This is a genomic window from Flavobacterium davisii, assembly GCF_019565505.1.
GTDB lineage: Bacteria > Bacteroidota > Bacteroidia > Flavobacteriales > Flavobacteriaceae > Flavobacterium > Flavobacterium davisii.
Window position 1 is genome coordinate 552,682 of sequence record NZ_CP067378.1, and the last position, 23,272, is coordinate 575,953.

Annotated in this window: 18 protein-coding genes, 2 tRNA genes and 5 pseudogenes; 12 read left to right on the top strand and 13 right to left on the bottom strand. The window is 30.0% G+C overall.

All coding sequences use genetic code 11. The features are described from left to right. Positions 1–137 precede the first annotated feature (137 nt). A complete protein-coding gene (locus JJC05_RS02750; protein WP_123901284.1) occupies positions 138–632 on the top strand; it encodes a DUF6452 family protein in 495 nt (164 codons plus the stop codon). Next, the gene (locus JJC05_RS02755; RefSeq protein ID WP_105196738.1) at positions 604–1,308 is read left to right on the top strand and encodes a DUF6048 family protein; all 705 of its coding nucleotides are present in this window, start codon (positions 604–606) and stop codon (positions 1,306–1,308) included. Before JJC05_RS02750 ends, JJC05_RS02755 begins: the two co-directional genes overlap by 29 nt. A 380-nt stretch (positions 1,309–1,688) precedes the next feature. On the opposite strand, the gene JJC05_RS02760 is transcribed toward JJC05_RS02755, so the two are convergent. The 4 genes and pseudogenes from JJC05_RS02760 to JJC05_RS02775 form a co-directional block, all read right to left on the bottom strand. Continuing rightward, the gene (locus JJC05_RS02760) at positions 1,689–2,522 is read right to left on the bottom strand and encodes a CvfB family protein (RefSeq protein ID WP_105196739.1); all 834 of its coding nucleotides are present in this window, start codon (positions 2,520–2,522) and stop codon (positions 1,689–1,691) included. A gap of 78 nt (positions 2,523–2,600) precedes the next feature. Further along, the gene (locus JJC05_RS02765) at positions 2,601–2,942 is read right to left on the bottom strand and encodes a DUF2853 family protein (RefSeq protein ID WP_105196740.1); all 342 of its coding nucleotides are present in this window, start codon (positions 2,940–2,942) and stop codon (positions 2,601–2,603) included. 78 nt (positions 2,943–3,020) lie between these two features. Beyond that, positions 3,021–4,685 (bottom strand): annotated as a pseudogene (gene menD, locus JJC05_RS02770) (2-succinyl-5-enolpyruvyl-6-hydroxy-3-cyclohexene-1-carboxylic-acid synthase). A gap of 368 nt (positions 4,686–5,053) precedes the next feature. Beyond that, entirely contained in the window at positions 5,054–5,398 is a 345-nt protein-coding gene (locus JJC05_RS02775) for a hypothetical protein (RefSeq protein WP_235878157.1), read from the bottom strand. A 26-nt stretch (positions 5,399–5,424) separates the two neighbouring features. Between JJC05_RS02775 and JJC05_RS02780 the strand changes: the two genes are divergently transcribed. From JJC05_RS02780 to JJC05_RS02800, 6 genes are all read left to right on the top strand, one after another. After that, positions 5,425–5,934 (top strand): GNAT family N-acetyltransferase, encoded by a 510-nt coding sequence (locus JJC05_RS02780; RefSeq protein ID WP_235878158.1) that lies wholly within the window; start codon positions 5,425–5,427, stop codon positions 5,932–5,934. A gap of 510 nt (positions 5,935–6,444) precedes the next feature. Beyond that, on the top strand, positions 6,445–7,278 hold the full coding sequence (gene prmA / locus JJC05_RS02785) for a 50S ribosomal protein L11 methyltransferase (protein ID WP_105196744.1): 834 nt from the start codon (positions 6,445–6,447) through the stop codon (positions 7,276–7,278). Between the two features lie 76 nt (positions 7,279–7,354). Continuing rightward, positions 7,355–7,630: an ATP-dependent Clp protease adaptor ClpS gene (locus JJC05_RS02790; RefSeq protein WP_088392018.1), complete on the top strand. Its 276-nt coding sequence runs from the start codon at positions 7,355–7,357 to the stop codon at positions 7,628–7,630. 102 nt (positions 7,631–7,732) lie between these two features. Beyond that, positions 7,733–8,647, top strand: coding sequence for a sterol desaturase family protein (locus JJC05_RS02795; RefSeq protein WP_309597399.1), 915 nt, complete (start codon positions 7,733–7,735; stop codon positions 8,645–8,647). Between the two features lie 140 nt (positions 8,648–8,787). Continuing rightward, positions 8,788–8,997, top strand: a complete 210-nt coding sequence (locus JJC05_RS17905; protein ID WP_309597400.1) for a hypothetical protein — start codon at positions 8,788–8,790, stop codon at positions 8,995–8,997. 9 nt (positions 8,998–9,006) lie between these two features. Then, positions 9,007–9,672, top strand: coding sequence for a lysoplasmalogenase (locus JJC05_RS02800; RefSeq protein WP_105196746.1), 666 nt, complete (start codon positions 9,007–9,009; stop codon positions 9,670–9,672). 549 nt (positions 9,673–10,221) lie between these two features. Here the strand turns inward: JJC05_RS02800 and JJC05_RS02805 are convergent. Further along, a complete protein-coding gene (locus tag JJC05_RS02805) occupies positions 10,222–10,641 on the bottom strand; it encodes a nucleoside-diphosphate kinase (protein ID WP_063744076.1) in 420 nt (139 codons plus the stop codon). A 102-nt stretch (positions 10,642–10,743) separates the two neighbouring features. Then, positions 10,744–12,331: pseudogene (bshC, locus tag JJC05_RS02810) on the bottom strand (bacillithiol biosynthesis cysteine-adding enzyme BshC). A gap of 429 nt (positions 12,332–12,760) precedes the next feature. Here bshC and JJC05_RS02815 point away from each other — a divergent pair. Next, a pseudogene (locus JJC05_RS02815) lies at positions 12,761–14,952 on the top strand (B12-binding domain-containing radical SAM protein). A 373-nt stretch (positions 14,953–15,325) separates the two neighbouring features. On the opposite strand, the gene JJC05_RS02820 reads toward JJC05_RS02815, so the two are convergent. The 7 genes and pseudogenes from JJC05_RS02820 to JJC05_RS02850 form a co-directional block, all read right to left on the bottom strand. Further along, a complete protein-coding gene (locus JJC05_RS02820) occupies positions 15,326–15,463 on the bottom strand; it encodes a hypothetical protein (RefSeq protein ID WP_235877300.1) in 138 nt (45 codons plus the stop codon). 17 nt (positions 15,464–15,480) lie between these two features. Next, the gene (locus tag JJC05_RS02825; RefSeq protein WP_235878159.1) at positions 15,481–15,873 is read right to left on the bottom strand and encodes a transposase; all 393 of its coding nucleotides are present in this window, start codon (positions 15,871–15,873) and stop codon (positions 15,481–15,483) included. Further along, positions 15,854–16,207: a hypothetical protein gene (locus tag JJC05_RS02830; protein ID WP_235878161.1), complete on the bottom strand. Its 354-nt coding sequence runs from the start codon at positions 16,205–16,207 to the stop codon at positions 15,854–15,856. The genes JJC05_RS02825 and JJC05_RS02830 overlap by 20 nt, the downstream gene beginning before the upstream one ends. Positions 16,208–16,266: 59 nt before the next feature. Further along, positions 16,267–16,650: an IS110 family transposase gene (locus JJC05_RS02835; protein WP_235877351.1), complete on the bottom strand. Its 384-nt coding sequence runs from the start codon at positions 16,648–16,650 to the stop codon at positions 16,267–16,269. A gap of 372 nt (positions 16,651–17,022) precedes the next feature. Next, a pseudogene (rimO, locus tag JJC05_RS02840) lies at positions 17,023–18,325 on the bottom strand (30S ribosomal protein S12 methylthiotransferase RimO). A 265-nt stretch (positions 18,326–18,590) separates the two neighbouring features. Further along, entirely contained in the window at positions 18,591–20,114 is a 1,524-nt protein-coding gene (locus JJC05_RS02845; RefSeq protein ID WP_235878163.1) for an OmpP1/FadL family transporter, read from the bottom strand. A gap of 62 nt (positions 20,115–20,176) precedes the next feature. Continuing rightward, positions 20,177–21,370 carry a hypothetical protein gene (locus JJC05_RS02850; protein ID WP_235878165.1) on the bottom strand — a complete coding sequence of 398 codons (1,194 nt, stop codon included), beginning with the start codon at positions 21,368–21,370 and terminating at the stop codon, positions 20,177–20,179. Between the two features lie 98 nt (positions 21,371–21,468). On the opposite strand from JJC05_RS02850, the pseudogene proS reads away from it, so the two are divergent. The 3 genes and pseudogenes from proS (at position 21,469) to JJC05_RS02865 (ending at position 23,247) form a co-directional block, all read left to right on the top strand. Further along, positions 21,469–22,946: pseudogene (gene proS, locus JJC05_RS02855) on the top strand (proline--tRNA ligase). Positions 22,947–23,067: 121 nt separating this feature from the next. Further along, positions 23,068–23,139 (top strand) — tRNA-Glu (locus tag JJC05_RS02860). Positions 23,140–23,175: 36 nt separating this feature from the next. Continuing rightward, positions 23,176–23,247: transfer RNA gene (locus tag JJC05_RS02865), tRNA-Glu, on the top strand. The last annotated feature ends 25 nt before the right edge of the window (positions 23,248–23,272 follow it).

The following is a 23,272-nucleotide window of genomic DNA, read 5'->3' on the forward strand; positions in this document are numbered from 1 at the left end:
ATCTTGTTTTTTTAACCAAAAAGGACTATCATAATTCTGATAATCGCCCTTTTATTAATACAAAAGCAACAAAATACCTCTTGAATTATTACTTTTAGGATAGCCTCCTTTACAAATCACTCTTTACTAAAACAAATATGAAAAAGATATGCTTTGGTTTGTTGACTATTATTTTTGCAATGGGATTTTTAAATTGTGAACCTGATGATATTTGCGCACAAGAAACGCCTACAACGCCTAAAATAATTATCCAATTCTTTGATAATAATAACCCTACTAACCCTAAAAATATAACCGATTTAAAAGTTACAGCGGAAGGAATGAATACTTCTTTAGATTTTACAGGAAGTAACAAAATTGCATTACCTTTAAAAGTAAATGATAATCAGGTAATATATAACTTCCAAATCAATTCAAAAAACGCTGCTCTAGCCAAGGAAGATCAAATTAAATTTAGTTACTCTCGCCATGACGTTTATATTTCTAGAGCTTGTGGTTATAAAACTGATTTTACACTCGTTTCCCCTAAGGGAGTGTTTCTTACTACACCTAAAAATTGGATACAAGAAGTAACTATTCAAAAAACTTTTATAACAAACGAAAATGAAACACATATCAAAATTTTCTTTTAGTCTGTTATTATTTATGTTATCACTAACATTTATTCAGGCACAGGAAAAAACAAACGATACAATTAAAAAAACAGAACGTTATGGCTTACGAATAGGGGCTGACGTATCAAAAATAACGCGCTCTATTTTTGATAAAAATTACCAAGGTTTAGAACTTGTTGGTGATTATAGGATAGGCAAAAAAATGTATTTAGCTGCTGAAATAGGTAAAGAAAAAAAAATCACGGAAGACAAACGCCTTAACTTTACGACAAATGGCCATTATTTAAAAGTAGGTTTTGATTATAATTTTTACCAAAATTGGCTAGATATGGAAGACATGGTACATTTAGGACTTCGTTATGGTATTTCTACTTTCAGTCAAGAACTTAATAGCTATAAAATTTACAATACTACAGGATATTTCCCACAAGCAGATCCTATAGTAGTCAATCAAAAATATGATGATCTTACAGCTCATTGGACAGAGGTTGTTGCAGGAATAAAAGCTAAAATTTTTAATAATTTTTATGCGGGTGTTAGCCTTCGTATGAATTATTTGTTATCTGAGAAAAAACCTGACAATTTTAACAATTTATATATTCCTGGTTTTAACAGAACTTATGAAGGGAAGTTTGGGGTAGGATGGAATTATAGCATTACTTATTTTATTCCTTTGTATAAAAAGAAAAAATAATTTTTTTGGTTTAATCAAATCGTTCTTTTCTAGAGAAATAAAAACAACAGGTAGTTTTTATAATGAGTAAATGGGATTATCTACTCTTGACAAGTCATTTAGAAATAAAATAGAGCAATATAACCAAGGTTTACCCCCTTCTTATAAAAATAGCCCCCTTTTTAGAGCTCTTGTTCTAAAAAAAGGGGGCTATTTTTGCATGAGGTTTATAAATATTATTTCAAAAAGAAAATCAACTTTACTCTGCTTTAAACACTTAACTATTATTTTCTTGATTTTTTTATTAAAGTGTAGTAAGCTTCGATATTTAGTTATGAATTTCCCCTCAACATCTTTTCTTTTTTAATGCCAACTTTAGAGAATCAAAGGGAATAATAATTTTATTCCTTTAGCAAATAGATCCCATCAGGTTTTAATTCTATCATTTTTTGCTTATAGAGTATTCCTATGGCTTTTTTAAACGTCTTTTTGCTCATTTGCAAAATGGTTTTAATATCATCAGGACTACTATTATCATGTAATTTTAAAACTCCTCTACCTGCTTTTAATTCATCTATAATTTTTTGAGCAGAAGCATCTATTCTTTCAAAACCTAGAGGATGTCTTGACACATCAATCTTACCATCTGGGCGAATATTTTTTATATACCCAACAATACGATCTCCTGTTCTTAAATCTTCAAAAATTTCGTTTTTATAAATTAATCCTTTGTGTTTTTCATTAATGATAACATTAATACCTGTATCGGAAATATGCGAAATGATTAAATCAACTTCTTCTCCGTTTTCAAGATTCATATCTTGATTATTCAAAAACTGATTTAATCTACTAGAACCTACTAGACGATTTGTTTGCTGATCTAGGTACATATACACAAGGTAACGTTTTCCTTCTTCCATAGGCCTAGCCTGTTCTTTAAAAGGCACAAACAAATCTTTTTCTAGACCCCAATTCATAAAAGCCCCAAATTTGTTTACATAACTTACTCTTAATAACGAAAATTCATTTAAAAATATATAGGGTTCCAGAGTGGTAGCTACAGGACGTTCTTCGTGATCTAAATAAACAAACACTTCTATTTCTTCCTCTATTTCGTATTGTTTTGGTACATACTTATTGGGTAATAAGACATCTTTTTCTCCGTCTGTTAAATATAAACCAACGGCTGTACTTCGAAGTATTTTTAGAGTATTGTATTTTCCTATTTCAATCATCTGTGAAAATTTAGAATGGCAAAGATACAAATAAAAAATCCCGATAAAAATCGGGATTTAGAAAGTTTGCTTGTATAATTAATTATAAACACTTTCTTTTTGAAAATGAAGCGTTAATAAATAATATACAACTGCACGGTATTTATTTCGGTTAGAACGTCCGTATTGTTCCATTACACTATCAATTGCGGCATCTAGCTCTGGACTATCTGAAAGCCCTAATTTTTTTATTAGAAAGTTATTTTTAACTGTATCTAATTCCGATTGTTGTGAACCTGAAACAGTAGCAGAATCTTGATTATAAATAGAGGGGCCACAACCTATTACTACTTTTGTTAACAATTCTACATCAGGATTTACACCACATTTTTCTTTTAAATCTGCAGTATATTTTTCAATCAGTTCATCTCTTTTACTCATATTTTTTTTAGTTAGATTATTGTATATCTACCAAATATAAAAAAAAACATACGAACAAACAAGCTAAGACTAAAAAAATCAATCATTTAGATCTTTAAAATATTGTAAAAGGATTTTATTATTTAGTTTTTCTGGCGTAAAAATTTCATATATAGCAGGTCTATTTAATGATGAAAAATCGTTCCAATTTTTCCGTAATTGTCTTTCATTGGTTGCTCTAAAATAGTGGAATCCATACATAGAGGCTAAATATTCTGCTGTTAGATTATGGGTGGTTTCAAAAAGGTATTAAATGTTTCATTTTCCTGATGTCCTGGCAAAATTCTAAAAATCCCTCCTCCTCCATTGTTTATAAGGATAATTTTAAAATCATTGGGTATATAGTGATTCCATAAAGCATTACTATCATAAAAAAAACTAATATCTCCAGTTATTACATACGTTGTTTTTTTACTTCCTACAGCTGCGCCAATAGCTGTTGTGGTACTTCCTTCTATTCCACTAGTTCCTCTATTACAATAGACCGAAATACTCGAATCTATAGAAAAGAGTTGTGCATAACGTATAGCGGAACTATTACTAATTTGTAATTGGAGGTTTTTAGGTAATAATTCTGTAATTATTTGAAATACTTTTAAATCAGAAAAAATCAACTCTTTTAGATAGTCGTTGTGTGCTACTGCCCTTTGTAAACGAATATCTAATAATTCTTGCTGAAAAGAGCTTTCTTTGTAGCTGGTTAACTTTAAAAAACGTTCAAAAAATACATTGGGTGTTTCTTTAAAATGATGACTAAGACAACCATACGTATTATAAGCTCTTAATTCGTCCACATGCCAATGTGCTTTGGGTTTGTATTTTCTGAAAAAGGCTTTTATTCTTTTTGAAACAATCATACCTCCTAGCGTTAGTAATATTTCAGGTTTGTAATGTTCGAATTCTTTTTCTGAAAAAGGCGTTATAATTGTATCTATATTTGTAATAAAGTTTTCATGATGTACATTAGATGTAACTTCAGTCATTACAATAACAGAAGGATCTTGTGCTATTATGTTTAGATATTCTGCTTCAATGGTATTCGGTTGATTTTCCCCTATTAATACTATTTTTTTTTGTGCTTCATTCCATTGTTTTGCAAAAGGTTGTATTTCGGAGGCTTTTTCTTCTTTTTTTTCAAAATCAAACCATACAGGCGCTATAATGGGCGCTAAAATTGTTTCATATAAAGGTTCTTCAAAAGGAACATTTATATGAACGGGGCCTTTTTGTGAAATACTTAAGAAAAGAGCTTCTTGTATTAAACGATCATTTTCAGCAGAAGCATTCTCTTCTAAATTTGCATTATATAAAATGTGGTTAGCAAAAACATTGGCTTGCCTAATGGTTTGTCCATCTCCAATATCTATTTTATCAATTGGTCTATCAGCTGAAATAACCACTAAAGGTATTTGACTATAAAAAGCCTCTGTAATAGCAGGGTAATAATTTAACAATGCAGATCCTGAAGTACAAGTTAGTACTACGGGCTCTTGCAATTGTTGAGCTAAACCTAATGCAAAAAAACCGGCACAACGTTCATCTACTATACTATAACAATTAAACTCTGTTTGATTAGAAAATCCTATAGTCAAGGGCGCATTTCGCGAACCCGAGAAATGACTATATGTTGTAATCCTTTTTTTTACATATTTCTATTATGCTTTGTGCTAAAGGAATTCTGGGGTAAATAGCGGTAGGTTTCAATTTATAATAAACTCATGTTCTGTAGCAAAAGTATTAACTTATCGTCATATTTTGAGCATTTTCTTTTAAAATTAAAAATTTATAAATCATGTAATATGCCAAAGCAGTAGAAATCGTAATTATTTTGTGCAAAAAGATTGATCTATAATGAAACATGTTGAAGAAAAAAACAGACATTTGAACTAGAAAAAAAATAGTGGCTATCAGAAAAATCAAATTTTCTTTTTTGGGTTCATTTAAATACGTAACAACTCCAACAGCTCCCAAAAAGGCGGTTAATAGGCAATTAAAAACCCAATAAATATAGAATTCTTCTACCTGATCAAAAACAAAATAGATCATATATAAATATAAGACAAATAATGGTATTAAAGCAATTCCGATTGCTGTTCGGTATTTTTTTTAATAAATTCTAATATTAAATAAATAAGTCCTATTTTGGAAGCTAAAGAAAATAGTGTTGCTATTTTAAAAGCGGTTTTTCCTTCTATTGCAAATAAAGAGGATGTAATCTGAAATAATATTAGACATAATAAAAAATTCATATTTATTCTAGTAGAAGAAACTATATATAATATGAAAAGTAACGGAATACGTATAGAACGCTGATACTCTTCTAACGCATTTACTTGTAACAAACTCATAATTCCATACAATACGAGATTAAAAATAAATAGGAATTCAAAAAGTTGGGTAATTTTTTGTAATTTCATGACCTTAATTTATTAATTTTAATTAAATGTCCATCCACATAAGAGAGGCTAAGTACACAGATCTTCCTGATATTCTTGAAATAGTGAATTATGAAATTGTAAACAGTACTTCTATTTGGGAATATCATATCAGAACGTTAGAACAACAACAAAAGATTTTTAATGAAAAAAAATTAAATAATCAACCTTTTTTAGTTGCCATAAAAGGAAATAAAACAGTAGGATTTGGGACTTACGGTTCATTTCGTTTTAAAATAGGTTACCAATTTACCGCAGAACATTCTGTATATGTACATAAAGATTTTCATGGAAATGGTATCGGATCTCATCTTTTAAAAGAACTTATAAAAATTGCAAAAAAACAAAAATTACACACCTTAATTGGTGTTATTGACTCTGAAAATTCAGGAAGTATTACATTCCACAAAAAACTCGGATTTCAAGAAGTTGGCCATATTAAGGAAGCGGGATTTAAGTTTAACAAATGGTTGGATTCTACTTTTGTACAAATTTTATTACAAATTCTTAACTACTGATTTCTTATTTGTTCATTTTTTTAGTTTTTTAAAAAAACAAGACTCTTCTTGCTTGAGACAAGCTTAAAAATAACACTGTCATAATCTATAATTTTAACTCAATTATGTTTTAGAAATATATTACAGATAAGAACAACTTGGAATCTAAAAAAGCGCCTTTCTTTGTTTCTAATACAATAAAACTACCAATGTGGTAAAAAATCCACAGTTTTTTATCTTTATCACAAGACTTATGATGTAATCTGCTTTAAACAATAGGTTACATTTTATTTCTTATTAAATTTAATTAATTTCTCTTTACAATCTGTTTTTTTTTATCTAATTAATAATATTTAATATATATTGTTTCAAAAATAAATCAGATAATCGTTTTAAATAAAACGTTTGTTATTTTCCCTTTTTGTTTGTTTGTTTTTTAAAAAGCAAGCAAAATTACGATTTCCATCTAATAAAGACCTCTAAACCACAAACTATATAAAGACTAAATAACTACCTTTGCAAAAAAAAATAATGCAAAACATATACATCGGATATCATTTTGAAGTAGAACCGAAAGAATTAGGTTCAGAAATTTTAATAGCGGAGTTAGGCGAACTTCCATTTGATAGTTTTATCGAAACAGAAAATGGTTTTTCAGCTTATATTCCTAAAGAAAACTGGAATGAAAATATTTTAGACGACATTTATATATTACAAAATTCTGACTTCAAAATTAGCTATACTTTTGAAGAAATTGAACAACAAAATTGGAATGCAGAATGGGAAAAAAACTTTGCCCCTATTGATGTTGATGGTTTATGTCACGTTCGTGCACCTTTTCATCCTAAAACAGATGCTGAATTTGACATTGTAATAGAACCTAAAATGAGCTTTGGAACAGGTCATCATGAAACGACACACATGATGATACAACATTTACTGGAATTAAATCTAAAAGGATTAAAAACATTAGATATGGGGTGTGGAACGGCTATTTTAGCCATACTTGCTGAAATGAAAGGAGCACAACCTATAGACGCTATAGACATCGATAATTGGTGTTATCTAAACTCTATTGAAAATGCAGAACGTAACAACTGTAAGCATATAACCGTTTATGAAGGAGACGCTTCTTTACTAACTGATAAAAAATATGATTTGATTATAGCTAATATCAATCGAAACATTTTGCTTAATGATATGCAAACTTATGTTACATGTTTAAATCCAAATGGGATTATTTTATTTAGCGGTTTTTACGAACAAGATATTCCTCACATTGATGCCTCTTGCACAGAAAAAGGTTTAACTTTTGTTAAAAAAATAAGCCGTAACAACTGGGTATCTTTAAAATATGTAAATTAGTTTTTCAAACCATATAAGGAATTATAGGAAGTATAAAATTTAGGAGCTTATATGGTTTATACTAAAAAAATCAATTATGTCAACAATAGAAAAAATACAAGAAGAGATTGCTATTTTAGAACAAGTTTCTATTAACCATGAAATTATTTTATACAACGATGATATTAACACATTTGATCATGTTATAGATACCCTTATACGTGTTTGTAACCATGAAGAACTACAAGCCGAACAGTGTGCTATACTAGTACATTATACGGGCAAATGCGGTGTAAAAACAGGAGCATTTGACGATTTAAAACCTCAATATCACGCCCTTCTTGACGCAGGATTAAGCGCGGAAATTATATAATTCATATAAAAAATATTAATTTTTTAAATAAATTTTAAAAAAAAATAATTAGTTTTACTTAAACAGACAACATTTTTTTGAATTTTAAAATTAAACATCAAAATGGAAACTTACGGTAAAATACTAATCATTGCAATGCCTGTGTTCTTATTCTTAATTATAGTTGAGAAACTATATGGATATTACAAAAGAATAGATTACGCTCCTATAATGGATAGTATTTCAAGCCTAAGTTCTGGCATGACAAATGCTACTCGAGATGTTTTAGGATTAAGTATTTCAATTATCTCGTATGAAATAATGGTTTCTAAGATTGCTATTTTTCATATTAAAGAATCGGCTTTAGCTTATATCATTGCATTTATTGCTATTGACTTCCAAGGATATTGGACGCATCGCTGGGCACATCAAATTAATATTTTTTGGAACAAACATGCAATTCATCATAGTAGCGAAGAGTTTAATCTATCTTGTGCATTAAGACAATCCGTTTCTGATTTTTTTAAGCTTTTTACTTTTTTACTACTACCGGCAGCTCTACTAGGCGTTCCTTCCAAGGTAATAGCAATTACACTACCTGTGCAATTTTTTTTACAATTTTGGTACCACACACGATATATCAATAAATTAGGTTTTTTAGAAAAAATAATCGTAACGCCCTCTCACCACAGGGTACATCATGCAATTAATCCTGAATATATGGACAAAAATCATGCTCAGATATTCATTATTTGGGATAAGCTTTTTGGAACTTTTCAGGAAGAATTAGATGAGGTTCCTCCTGTTTTTGGTATTACACGTCCTGCTAAAACGTGGAATCCTTTTAAAATTAATTTTCAACATTTGGGCGTTTTAATTCAGGATGCTTGGCATGCAGAAAAATTTATTGATAAATTAAAAATTTGGTTCATGCCTACAGGTTGGAGACCTGATGGATTTGAAAAAAATACCCCATTAATAAAATTGAAAATGTATACCATTTTGAAAAATTTGGAACTCATAATTCAAAACTATTGATTCGTTGGTCATTATTTCAACTATTTTTCACTTTATTACTAATTTCATATTTATTTGATAACATCGCAAGAATAGGCTTACCACAAATTTTTTATTATGGCTTTTTTATTTTTATAACAGTTTATAGTTACACAGAATTAATGGACCAAAGTAAATTAGCATATATTTACGAAACTATTCGTTTTGTATTAGCATTTACTTTCCTCTATTTATTTAATGGTTGGTTTAAAATAGATGAAATAATACCTTATGGCACATACATCATAATGAGTTATTTTGTATTTTCCCTTTTAGCAAGTTTTTACTTCGTAACAGTAGATTTTAAACAAAAAGAAGTCGTTTCCATATAAGCTAATTTTATGAGCAAGTATTTAAAAATTTTTACAGGTATAAGTATATTCTATTTAATTTTATTACTAACTAAACAAGACGCTTTGGCTTGGTATTTTAAACCATTACTTCTTCCTTTTTTAGTATTAGAAACTTACAAAAGCAATGATTTCCGTACAAAAAATCTACTTCTTTCCGCATTATTTTTTTCCTGGATTGGAGATGTCGTTTTAATGTTTGCCCATAAAGACGAATTGTTTTTTATTCTAGGTTTGGTTTCTTTCTTAATTAGTCATATTCTTTTTATCCTACTTTTTACTAAACAAAATCAAACCAAAGCAAACTCCAACTTCTTTTGGATTGGCTTTATTTTTGTAATCCTCTATCTATTCGAAATATTACATTTTCTTTTTCCTTATCTAGGCGGTTTAAAAATACCTGTTACAATATATGCCAGCACTATTTCTATCATGCTATTAATGGCTATTAAAGGTTATTTTAATTGGTCTAAACCTAACAATTTAACAATACTTATAGGTGCTTTATTTTTCGTAAGTTCTGATAGTATTTTAGCCATTAACAAATTTTATCCAGAACTAGAATTACCCAAATCCGGTTTTCTTATCATGATAACTTACATTACTGCCCAATTCCTTATAACTAAAGGGATTCTAGAATTAAATAAAAAAAAATAATCCCTTTTTAAAAATTTCATTAAAAAAAGTTATCCAATACAATTTTATTTAGTGCAAACAAAAAAAAAAATTAGATGATCTTAATTTAACCCCAGATTAAGATTATGCGTTAGAAATTTATTACAAACAGATAAAAACTTTGAATCTAAAAAAGTATATTTTTTTATCCTCAATTAGGTTGTCTTAAAAATTTAGAATCTAATCATTTATACAATAGAAGAAATCATATACTATTGATCATTTGAATCTATCTCCCTTGGTCGAAGTGATAAAGCACGCGTTAAATCCAAATTTAGCATTAGAAATCTATTCCACTTTATTTTTCTTCTAATTCAAGCACGTACTCAAATTTTATTCATCAAAATAGTTCATTATTTCATTTTCTAAAATTTTCCGTGAACACTTGAATTTATTTAAATTTTTATTTCAAAACGAAGTCTAATGCGGAATATGGCTTAAATTACGGTTTTAATAATACCTTTTTCAAACTTAAGAAATAAAAAAAGTCCACTAATTATGTGGACTTTTTTTATCTTGATTTTTCTTCAACTAAAACATTTCTCTTCCTGCAAAATGAAAAGCACCTTCAATAGCTGCATTCTCATCAGAATCTGAACCGTGAACCGCATTTTCACCAATAGACGTTGCATATTTTTTACGGATAGTTCCTTCAGCAGCTTCAGCTGGGTTAGTAGCACCAATTAAAGTACGGAAATCCTCTACAGCATTATCTTTTTCTAAGATAGCGGCAACAATAGGACCACGAGACATAAATTCTACTAATTCTCCATAAAATGGTCTTTCAGCATGTACAGCATAAAATTTTTGTGCATCAGCAACTGTTAACTGAGTTAATTTCATAGAAACAATTCTGAAACCACCTTCAGTAATCATATTTAAAATACCCCCAATGTGTCCTTTTTCAACAGCATCTGGCTTAATCATTGTGAAAGTTCTATTTCCTGCCATTTTTTTGTTTTTTAAATTTGGGGGCAAAAGTACAAACTTTAGTTTAAATGTTTAAATGTTTAAATATTTATTTTTGATATTTATTCGAATTCTAAAAACCCTTTAAAAAACAATCACATTAAACTGATTACTAAGTGGATGGAGTTTTTGAAACAATTCTATTATAAACTTTTCTCCATATTCTATATAAAATGTACTAAAGTTTAACTGACGTTCTTGTAAACTTTTATTTGGGAATATGGTTTCTTGTAGATCAACAATACGCTTTAATTTTTCTTCGTGATTTCTTTTTTCTGCTTTTAAAAGGCGTTTTTCTAAGTTTTCTAATCCTTTTATTTGTTTTGTTTCTTGTGCTTTTACTGCTCTTAGAAATGTTTTATCTGTTTTATTTGCAATATCTAAAAGTCCTTCAAATTGTTTTTTCAAATGTTCTTTTTGTGCTGAAAAATCGATTGTAAAAGCTGAAAATTGCTTTGTTTTTTTATTAATCAATTCTGATTGTTTAAGAAATAAATCGGACCATGTTAACTGTAAACTATTTGCTTTTTTTTAACTGTTTTTCGCTTGCAATAACAACGGAATTACGCAACAACAAAATAGGAAATGTAATTTTAAATGCTTCAAACATGGCTTTTAGCTCTAACCAATAGGCTATTTCTCCTCCTCCTCCAACATAGGATAAATTAGGTAATATTAGCTCTTGATACAAAGGTCTTAAAATAACATTAGGACTGAAATTTTCAGGTTTTGTTTCTAGTAATTCTAAAATTTCAACTTCTGAAAAAATTAAATTAGTATTATTAATTCTGTAGTTTCCTTTTTCAAAAATAATTCTTTCACGCAAATCTTCTTCTATATAAAAAAGATTGATCGCTCTAGGATTTACCTGAATATCGTAAGAAAAAGAAGAAAGTGTTTCTGTTACTTTTTTATATGCCGTTTGCTGAAGTAGTTCTTCCTTAACAGCAGGTATAAAAAGTTGCTTTAAAGTACCATCATCTCCATCTAAAATTACCAATCCATATTCTTTAAATAATTCATTAACTAAATAACGTGTTGCATCTGCTAAATTAGAATGCTCTAAATAAGATTTTTCAAAAAGAGAAGTAAGTATTTTAGCGTAATTGCTGGTTCCTAAACTTTTTTTCACTTTTTCAAACATCTCTTCTAATCCTTCAGTAGATAATCTTCCTACTGGTCCTTTGGATTGTTTGCTCCAAGTAAGTTTCTCTTTATTTAGTTTGAAATAATTAATTTCTTCAAAGTCATGATCTTCTGTTGCCATCCAATAAATTGGAACAAAATGATATTCAGGATATTGTAATTTTAACTCCAAACACAAATTAATTGTAGATACAATTTTATAAATAAAATACAGTGGCCCTGTAAATAAGTTAAGTTGATGTCCTGTGGTAATTGTAAAAGTATTTCGTTCATTTAGCAAATGAATATTATTCAGAGTAGTTTCACTAATATCAAAATCTTTATTTTGTTTTAATAGTGAATTAACTAAAACCGCTCGATTTTTTACACTGTAGTTATTTTTTTTTTCTTCTATTTGATCTAAAAAATTTTCAATCTTAGGGAAGCGATTATAAAACGATTGCGTTTTCTTTTCTTGATTTAAATAATCAACAATCAATGAGGAAAAATACCCTGAATTTTGAAAAGTAATACAATCTGTTGGCATAGTTCTTTTTTGGGTAAAAATAGCAAATAGATTGGTTCTTTCTTTCGTTTTTAACATCTTCTTACAATATGATCGGAATCTCTTTTTGAAACTCGGGATACAATTGATCTCTTTTTTTCGTATGACAACAAATTTCATAAGTAGATCTGCTTCATATTTTCAAGATAATGGTAATGATTAAACCCAGATTACGCATTAGATTTGAATTGAGGTTAATTGGCGGAAAAATCTATTCTATTTTTATCATTCCGCAAATTGAAGCGCGTACTTAATTTTTATTCATCAAAATAGTTAACTTATTTTCTTCTAAACTTTTACGTGGATACTTCCGCTTATTTTTTTCGTTTTACAACGAAATCTAATGCGGAATGTGAATGAAAATTTCAACAGAATCCATTTTTAGATTTACCTTTGCAAAAAAACAATCCTTTGAAAGATATTCTACTGATCACTCCTCCTTTTACACAGCTGAATACTCCGTATCCAGCTACGGCCTATATAAAGGGCTTTTTGAATACTAAATCTATTGACTCATTTCAAATAGATTTGGGTATTGATGTTATTTTAGAATTGTTTTCTAAAAAAGGGCTTGAAAAAATATTTGACATTCAAGATATACAATCTAAAAATTTAACGGAAAACTCGCAACGAATATATGCACTAAAAGAAGAATATATAAAAACCATTGAAAATGTTATTGCTTTTTTACAAGGAAAAAAACCTTCACTGGCGCGTCAAATATGCGCAGGAAATTTTTACCCGAAGCATCTCGTTTTGAGCAGTTAGACGATCTGGAATGGGCTTTTGGTAATATGGGAATGCAAGATAAAGCTAAACATTTAGCGACTTTATATCTTGAGGATTTATCTGATTATATCATAGAATGTGTGGATGAAAATTTTGGTTTTAGTCGTTATGCTGAACGATTAGGACGAAGTGCTAATTCTTTTGATGAACTTTATAGTTTTTTACAAAAAGATCCCACACATATTGATATTATTACACTTGATATTCTTTTAAAAAAAATTAAAATCACGCAACCTAAGCTCATTTGTTTTTCGGTTCCTTTTCCCGGTAATTTATATAGTGCTTTTCGTTGTGCACAATTCATTAAAAAATATTATCCTGAAGTAAAAATCGCTATGGGAGGTGGTTTTCCAAACACAGAACTCCGTGATTTAAAAGACAAAAGGGTTTTTGAATTCTTTGATTTTATTACACTTGATGATGGCGAATTGCCTTTAGAATTATTATATCATCATATTTTTCATACAAGTTCTAAAGAAACACAACTGAAAAGGACTTTTCTTCTTGAAAATGGCGAGGTTGTCTTTCAAAACAACTCTATTCTTCCCGATTACAAACAAAGTCAAGTAGGTACACCTGATTATTCCGATCTTTTACTTGATCGCTACATCTCTGTAATAGAAATAGCCAACCCTATGCACAGTCTATGGAGTGATGGTCGTTGGAATAAATTAACTATGGCACATGGTTGTTATTGGGGTAAATGTACGTTTTGTGATATTTCATTAGATTATATAAAAATTTACGAGCCTATTCAGGCTCGAATCATCGTAGATCGAATGGAAGAATTAATTGAACAAACAAGTGAAAATGGTTTTCATTTTGTAGATGAAGCAGCTCCTCCTGCCTTAATGCGAGAGGTTGCTCTCGAAATTTTAAGACGAAATCTAATTGTAACTTGGTGGACTAATATCCGGTTTGAAAAAAGTTTCACAAGAGATTTATGTTTACTTCTAAAACTTTCAGGTTGTATAGCGGTGTCAGGCGGATTAGAAGTAGCATCTGATCGTTTATTAGCCCTAATTAAAAAAGGTGTAACAGTAGAACAAGTAGCTCGTGTAACACGTAATTTCACCGAAGCTGGTATTATGGTACATGCTTATCTAATGTATGGATATCCAACTCAAACAATCCGAGAAACGATTGATAGTTTAGAAATGGTACGTCAACTTTTTGAAATAGGCATATTACAAAGTGGTTTTTGGCATCAATTTGCCATGACTGCCCATAGCCCTATAGGTCTTAATCCAGAAGAATTTGGCGTAACGCCTCAAATAAAAGATATTACTTTTGCTAATAATGATATCTTATTTGAAGATAAGACGGGTATTAACCATGATCAATTTAGTTTTGGTCTAAAAAAATCCCTTTTCAACTATATGCATGGTTTGTGTTTTGATTTTCCTTTACAAGATTGGTTTGATTTTAAAATTCCTCGAACTAAAATTCCTGCTAATTTTATTGAAAATTGTCTAACTAGCGAAAATTCTTTTCATTTTAAGCCTAATCAAAAAGTTTATTTCATCTCTAATCTTCCGCAAATAAAATATTTTACAAAAAATAAGAAAGGAAAATCTTGGGAAATGGCTGAAATGATTTTACAAACAAAAACAAATCGTTTTTCCATTCATTTAGAAAAAGAAAAGGCTATTTGGTTGAATCAACAATTAACTAATTTGACTATAAAAAATAATATTTCTATAACTTTAGGGCAAATAAAAAGCAGTTTTGAAGAAAATTTTGAAGATTTTGAAATATTTTGGTTTTCTAAACCGTTTCATATATTCAAAGAAAATTGTTTAATAGTTTTATAATATTGCTTCCTATCTAAATTTCTATTAATTGCTTCTATATGGACCTCTATGGTTCCTTTTTGGAAGTAATTAAGAAAATATAAAACAAACAGAACCTACTTTTTACATAAAAAACTACACAAAAAGAAATATTATAACATTTTATTAGTCGATCTAGTTGATTAAACCCAGATTACACCTTAGACCCGAGCGTAGCGAATAGACGAAGTAAATCTATTCCACTTTATTTTTCTTCAAATTCAAGCACGTACTCAAATTTTAATCATCAAAATAGTTCACTATTTCTTCTTCTAAAATTTTCCGTGAGCACTTGAATTTATTGAAAAATTTTGTTTCACAACAAAGTCTAATGCGGAATTCTATCTAACTTAATTTAAGGAATTGATAAAGAAGTAGTTTCGATTCCGTATTTTTTAATCATTTTTTTAATTTGTATCGTTTTTTTATTCTTCATTTCTTGAATATATTGGTCTGTATTTATTGGTATATAATGTTGTTTTTTGACTATCATATTCCAAATTATAACTGCTATTTTTCTTGCTGTTGCTGTAATTGCAGCACCTCTTCCTTTTTAAAAGAAATCCTTTTAAAGAACATAACGAGGTAACCTTCTTTTTTTCTTTCAATTGTATTTGCCGCATTTCTTAATGTCAATGCAAATTTATTTTTCCCTTTTGGAGTTCTGCTACTCAAAACCTTACCTCCACTAATTTTATTATTTGGAGCTAACCTGAGCCAATTCACAAATTGCTTGGAGGTCTTGAATTTATATATATCGGTGCCTATTTCGGCTAAAAAACTAGTAACGGTTCCTGAGCAAACTGATTCTATAGCAAAGAGATCTACTCCAAAAAGTTTTAAACTATATTTCTGTACATCAAATTTGGGTTGGTTTTTCCCTTTATTCTGTTTCTTTACCAATTCGATATCTTCTGATAAAACAATTTCTCTGGTTTGATTTTTTCAGCACTTGATCAATACGAGTATCGGTGTTTTTTATTTTATCTTGAATAAGTCTGTAAATATCATAACAATCGGAAAGCTCATGTAGGTATTCATTGTTTATTTTACCTTGTAAAGCGTCGGCTATTTCTTCTTTGCTTTTTTTAACTCGTTTGTCGCAATATTCAGCTAATTTTTCACCTGAAGTTTCACCTGATAGTATCATCTCAATTACTCTTATTCCAGAAACTCCTGTGATGTCACTTATCACAACGTCGAGTCTGAAGTTCATTAAACGTAATGCTTTTTGCATTTTGTTTACAAAGCTTGAACTTTGTTCAATCAAACTAGAACGATGTCTATGAAGTGTTCTTATCTGCAAAGTGCTTTCAGAGGGCAAAAAGAACCTCGTAATAACCCTAAAGAATGAAGTTTCTGTATCCATTGTGCATCTTTCACATCTGTCTTTGCTTTGAGGTTTTTTGTTTGAGTCCCTTGAACCAAAAGAACTTCAAAACCATTTCCCTGCAAGATCATAAACAAAGATTGCCAATAACTCCCTGTGGACTCCAAAGCAACACTACGAATCTTGTTCTCTTGAAGATAAGCTACCAAAGCGCATAATCCTGATTGATAAACATTAAATTCTCTGATTTGATTTTCATCCTGTCCTATGGCTACAAAATGAGAACGTGACCCAACATCAATTCCTGCAGCATTGGGATTTACAATTTGCATTTTTTCGAAACTTTTCATAAAATATCTTTTTATTAAAATGCGAGGAAATGTAATATCTTTGCTTAAATTATTCTATACGAGATAACATGGTGTTTCATCATTGATTGTCTCAAAGGGCTTCCAAATGGAAGCCTTTTTACATTTCAGCCAAAATCTGGGAGGGGATAAATTCACCATTTTATACATAGGCTTTGCTCGCAAGTGCAAGTTAGCTCTCATTTGTCAAAGAATAATACTTTCTTGAAATCTGGGTTAAAAAAATCAAATTATTAGACTTCTATCGTAGATTTTTTTCTTTTATTTACAAGTTTTTCATTATTAACTGAAATCAATTTTAATGAATAATCTACTCTTTTTGTATAGTTTTTTGTATTTTTAATTTATTTTTTTTTAGATGGGTTCTCCATATAAATCAAATTCACTTGCTTCAATAATTTTAATCATAGCAAATTCCCCTGTTTTTAAGTAAAATTTAGATGCGTCTATTAACACTTCATTATCTACATCTGGGCTATCAAACTCTGTTCTACCTACAAAATAAGCGCCTTCTTTACGATCTATAACGCATTTAAAAGTTTGGCCTATTTTTTTCTTGATTTAGTTCCCATGAAATTTGCGCTTGAATCTCCATGATTTCATTAGCTCGTGCTTGTTTTACAGCATCTGGCACATCATCTTCTAATTCAAAAGCGGTTGTATTTTCTTCATGCGAATAGGCAAAACATCCTAATCGTTCAAATCGCATTTCTTCAACCCAATTTTTAAGTATTTGAAAATCTTCTTCTGTTTCACCTGGATATCCTACTATAAGTGTAGTTCGGATTGTCATTTCTGGAACTAATTTTCTGAAATCATTTATTAGTTGAGTTGTTTTTTGATAGGTAGTTCCACGACGCATAGACTTTAATATTCTATCCGAAATATGTTGTAATGGTATATCTAAATAATTGCAAATTTTAGGTTCGCGTTTCATTAACTCTAACACATCCATAGGAAAACCTGTTGGAAAAGCATAATGCAAACGAATCCATTCGATACCTTCTACTTTAGCTAAGTTTTCGAGTAATTCGGCTAAATTTCTTTTCTTATATAAATCCAGTCCATAATAAGTCAAATCTTGTGCAATTAAGATCAATTCTTTTACTCCTTCTTTTGCTAAATTCTGGGCTTCTTTTACTAATTTTTCTATAGGTTGAGACACATGTTTCCCTCTCATAATAGGAATAGCACAAAAACTACACGGACGATCACATCCTTCTGCAATTTTTAAGTACGCATAATTTTTAGGAGTAGTAGTTAAACGTTCTCCTAATAATTCATGTTTATAATCAGCTCCCAAGGCTTTTAATAATAAAGGTAAATCTGTAGTACCAAAATATTGATCTACATCTGGTATTTCATTTTCTAAATCAGGACGATATCTTTCTGACAAACAACCTGTCACAAAAATTTTATCTACTAAACCTTGTTCTTTTTTATCTACATACTCTAATATAGTATTAACCGATTCTTCTTTGGCATTATTAATAAAACCACAAGTATTAATTACCACAATATTTCCTTCTTGCTCATGTACTACTTCTTTTCCACTCGCCTTTAGCTGCCCCATTAAAACTTCACTATCATATACATTTTTAGAACAACCTAGGGTAATTACATTGATTTTATTTTTCTTTAATGTCTTGGTTCTCATAACTATAAAAAATTGGAGTGCAAAACTACGATAAAAAATTGAAAGATAAGGCACTCTAAACCAAAAACACTTCTTTACTTGTAAACAAAAAAGATTATCTAAAAGAGTCACAATCAAGTCTATTAACTTCGTTTAATCTTCGTTTTTAATCAAAAGGAAACTTTAAAAAATTCAACAGGGAGCATTTTATACTTTTCTTTGTTATCGTTAAATTTATAAATAAAACTTACTATTATTTTTTTAATACTCTCTTTCTTTTATTTATTTACAACTCAAATGAAAGTGTAATAGTTGCGCTATTATTTCTTTTTGTAGTATTAACTAAATCAGGAATTCCCTCAAAAATTTGTTCTTTATAGCTTCTTTTAGAAGTAGAAAAAGCAAAATCTATTTTTGTTCCTCCAAAATTATAACCAAAACCACCTGAAAAACCATTTAAATCGCTCATTAAACTTTTATTTTTATAAGGTGATTCTTCGTATCTATATCCTCCACGTAAACTCCATTGTTTTACTTTTTTCTCTATCCCTACTCTAAACTCATTGGCTGTTTTAAATAAATTAGGAAATATATTATTAGAATTGTTATCATCTGGATTATTGAACTGATTAAAGGGTTTGAATACAATTCCAGAATAATCTTTTACACTATAATCAAAACTAATAAATCCTTGTTTTCCAAAAACGTATCCTCCACTAAAACTCCATTTACTCGGAGTAACAATCGTATAGGGTGCAAATAAAACAATGGTTCTTGGATCCACTCTATTATTAACAGGTACATAATTAGTTCCAGCAGTTTTAACGACTCCTGATGTGGATATTCTTTGTATTAACTGATCTTCTAACACCATCCAAGTAGGCGACTCGTAAGTAATACCTAATCTTAAACCAGCAATAGGTTTATAAATCGCTCCTAATTGAAGTGAAAAACCAGACCCTTTTGTTGTCAATTCATTATAAAATGAGATATCATTTATTGTTGCTCCTATTGAATAATAGGCTTTATTATTTTTTTCAGTAAAAGTTTTCTGTTGAGTATAATCTGAAAAATGTGCATTTAAATTCATTCCAAACATTAGTTTTTTATCATATTCTGCGGAAAAATTAAAAGCTAGTTTTCCACTATACCCCGTATTAGTTATATAACTTTTTTGAATATAATTTCCTCCATCAGAAGCATGTGAAATATTTGCATAAAATATATTTTTTGAAGTATCATAATCTAACAATTGTGATTTATAGCCTAATGCGACTTGATTTTGACGAAATCCCATTTGACTGTAATTAAAACTCGAAATATCTGAAAAACGCATTCCTGTTGCTTGATTTAAAAAATATTGGTCAATCGAATTCAAAGGATTTTCTCCCAATATCGTCACAGTGTTTTTAAAACTCGCTTGATTATCATAATTTAAAGCTAAAGCAAATTTATTCCATCCTGAATATTTACTATTATTTTCAAAAACAAAAACACCGCCAATTTGATTAAAATCCAAACCAGCCGTATTAGTAGTCGTATTCATTCCAAGATATTGGTTTTTTACAGTATTGTATTTATTACTTAAAGTAAAAGCAAATTGATTATTTACAAATACAACAGAACTTGCAGGATTAACACTTATAGCTGACAAATCGCCTCCTAAGGCACCAAAAGCACCACTTAATGCTCTAAATCGAGCCGTTCCGTTCATATCTGTTATAGAATACTGTAATGCTTCTTTTATTCCTTGTGCATTACTATTTAAAAAGTTTACAACAATAGTGAATGCTATATAAATTTTTTTCATTTTTTTATCTATAAAGTTTTAAATAAAAACCATGTTTTATATTTTTTCAATAAATCCTTAGGTTATCGTCTCCCTCCTCCTGAATTTGATCCACTATTATAAGCTCTAGGGGAAGATTCATAACTTCTAGGTGATTCGTAACTTCTAGGTGATTCATAACTTCTAGGCGATTCGTAACTTCTAGGTGATTCGTAACTTCTAGGCGATTCGTAACTTCTAGGCGATTCATAACTTCTAGGTGATTCATAACTTCTAGGCGATTCGTAACTTCTAGGTGATTCGTAAGTTCTAGGTGATTCGTAAGTTCTAGGTGATTCGTAAGTTCTAGGTGATTCGTAAGTTCTAGGTGATTCGTAAGTTCTAGGTGATTCGTAAGTTCTAGGTGATTCGTAAGTTCTAGGTGATTCGTAAGTTCTAGGTGATTCGTAAGTTCTAGGTGATTCGTAAGTTCTAGGTGATTCGTAAGTTCTTGGATTCTGATCATTTATTAAATTTTGCACTTCTCCTCCACTTCTCCTTGTACCTGTATAAATCGAATTAGTATTATAATTCCTTTGGGGGATTAGGTTATAATTGGTTGTTCTTCCAAAATTTAAATACGAATTTGAATAACCTGTTCCTTCATACATATTTGATCTTCTTCCCATACTGTAAATATAACTTCCTCCATGATAATAAGAATCATTCCAACCGTAGTAACTATTAGTATAAAATCCATCATAATAATAGGGATTATTATACCAACCTGCTCTCCAATGAGGTCCATAATAAGTATATCCCCAATGAGGGCTGTAATACCAATCATTCCAATAACTAAATCCTGAATAATAAGATCTATACCCCCAATGATTCCACCATGTCCCATAGTTCCAGCCCCAATTATTCCATGAACTATTATACACATTGACAGTTAATTGTTTATCATTATTTCCCCAACCTGCATAACTCTGTTTCACTGCCGTTTTAGTTGTATCTTTCCTTGAAGAATAACTCGAAATATCTGTAAAAACCTCATTATCAGATTTTTGAAAATCATTTGTTTTAGCTCCAAAATATTCTTTATAACGCCCTCCATTATTATTTAAATCTTTAACTATCTGATCCCCTCCTACTTCTTTAGGAGTTGAACCGTAAATTCCATCATTATCATAATAGGAAACATTTTGATAAGAACCACAAGCTTGGATAAAAATCCCCATGCTTACTAATACTATTTTGACAACAGTACTTCCTAAATATTGGCAGATTGTTTTCATTTCTCAATTTTTTATTGTTGGACAATACAAAAATAACTAGTTTTGCACAAATTATTTCAACTTTAACAAATCACAATTTTTGTGCCAAAATACTGATAATGAGCAAGAACTTAACAAAGCGCGCAGACGATTATTCTAAATGGTATAACGAACTAGTAGTAAAAGCTGATTTAGCTGAAAATTCAGCAGTTCGTGGATGTATGGTTATAAAACCTTACGGATATGCAATTTGGGAAAAAATGCAAGCGCAATTAGATAAAATGTTTAAAGAAACAGGACATAGCAATGCCTATTTTCCTCTTTTTGTACCTAAAAGCATGTTTGAAGCGGAAGAAAAAAATGCAGAAGGCTTTGCTAAAGAGTGCGCAGTAGTTACACATTACCGTTTAAAAAATGATGAAGAAAGACCGGAAAATTAATGGTTGATCCTAATGCTAAACTAGAAGAAGAGCTAATTGTACGCCCTACTTCTGAAGCGATTATTTGGAGTACCTATAAAAACTGGATTCAATCATATAGAGATCTTCCTTTATTGATCAATCAATGGGCAAATGTGGTACGTTGGGAAATGCGTACTCGCTTATTTTTACGTACAGCAGAGTTTTTATGGCAAGAAGGCCATACGGCTCATGCCACCAAACAAGAAGCTTTGAACGAAACAGTACAAATGATGAATGTATATGCTGATTTTGTTGAAAACTTTATGGCTATACCTGTGGTAAAAGGAGTAAAAACAGCCAATGAGCGTTTTGCTGGTGCTGAGGAAACTTTTTGCATAGAGGCTTTAATGCAGGATGGTAAAGCTTTACAAGCGGGAACTTCGCATTTTTTAGGACAAAACTTTGCCAACGCCTTTGATGTAAAATTTACAAGCGCTGAAGGTAAACAAGAGTACGTATGGGGAACCTCATGGGGAGTCTCTACTCGTTTAATGGGAGCTTTAATCATGACCCATTCAGATGATAACGGATTAGTATTACCTCCTAATTTAGCTCCTATTCAAGTTGTTATCGTTCCTATTTTCAAATCAGAAGAAGAGCTAGAAAAAATTACCGAGGTAGCCGATGAACTAAGTAAATCATTAAGAAAACTAGGCCTTTCTATTAAATTTGATAACCGAACTACACAAAAACCAGGATTTAAATTTGCTGAATGGGAATTAAAAGGAGTTCCAGTTCGTGTTGCCATAGGTCCTAAAGATTTAGAAAATGGAACTTTTGAAATTGCCCGTCGTGACACCTTATCAAAACAAGTAGTTAATAAAGATCAAACAGTAGCCTTTATTGAAAACCTATTAGAGGAAATACAAAAAGAAATGTTTAACAAAGCTTTAGATTTCAGAAATACTCATATTACAGAAGTAAATACATTTGATGAGTTTAAAGATATTTTAGACAACAAAGGAGGATTTGTATCTGCTCATTGGGATGGAACTCCAGAAACTGAAGAAAAAATTAAAGAATTAACGAAAGCAACCATTCGTTGTATCCCTCTAGATCGAAAAGAAGAGAATGGGAATTGTATTTTTTCAGGAAATCCTTCAAACGGAAGAGTCTTATTTGCAAAGGCTTACTAAAAAAAGATAAAAAAAATTAAAAAAAAATTGCGAGTGCTATTGCAGAACTAAAAAATGTGTGTATCTTTGCACTCGCAATACGGAAATGATCGCTCAACAAAAAGCAATCAAAGTACAAAAAGGCCCGTTCGTCTATCGGTTAGGACTCAAGATTTTCATTCTTGCAAGAGGGGTTCGATTCCCCTACGGGCTACAAAATTTGAAATACTGTAAAAAACAAAAGCCTTATGGCCCGTTCGTCTATCGGTTAGGACTCAAGATTTTCATTCTTGCAAGAGGGGTTCGATTCCCCTACGGGCTACAACTTTAAAATACTATAAGGCTTC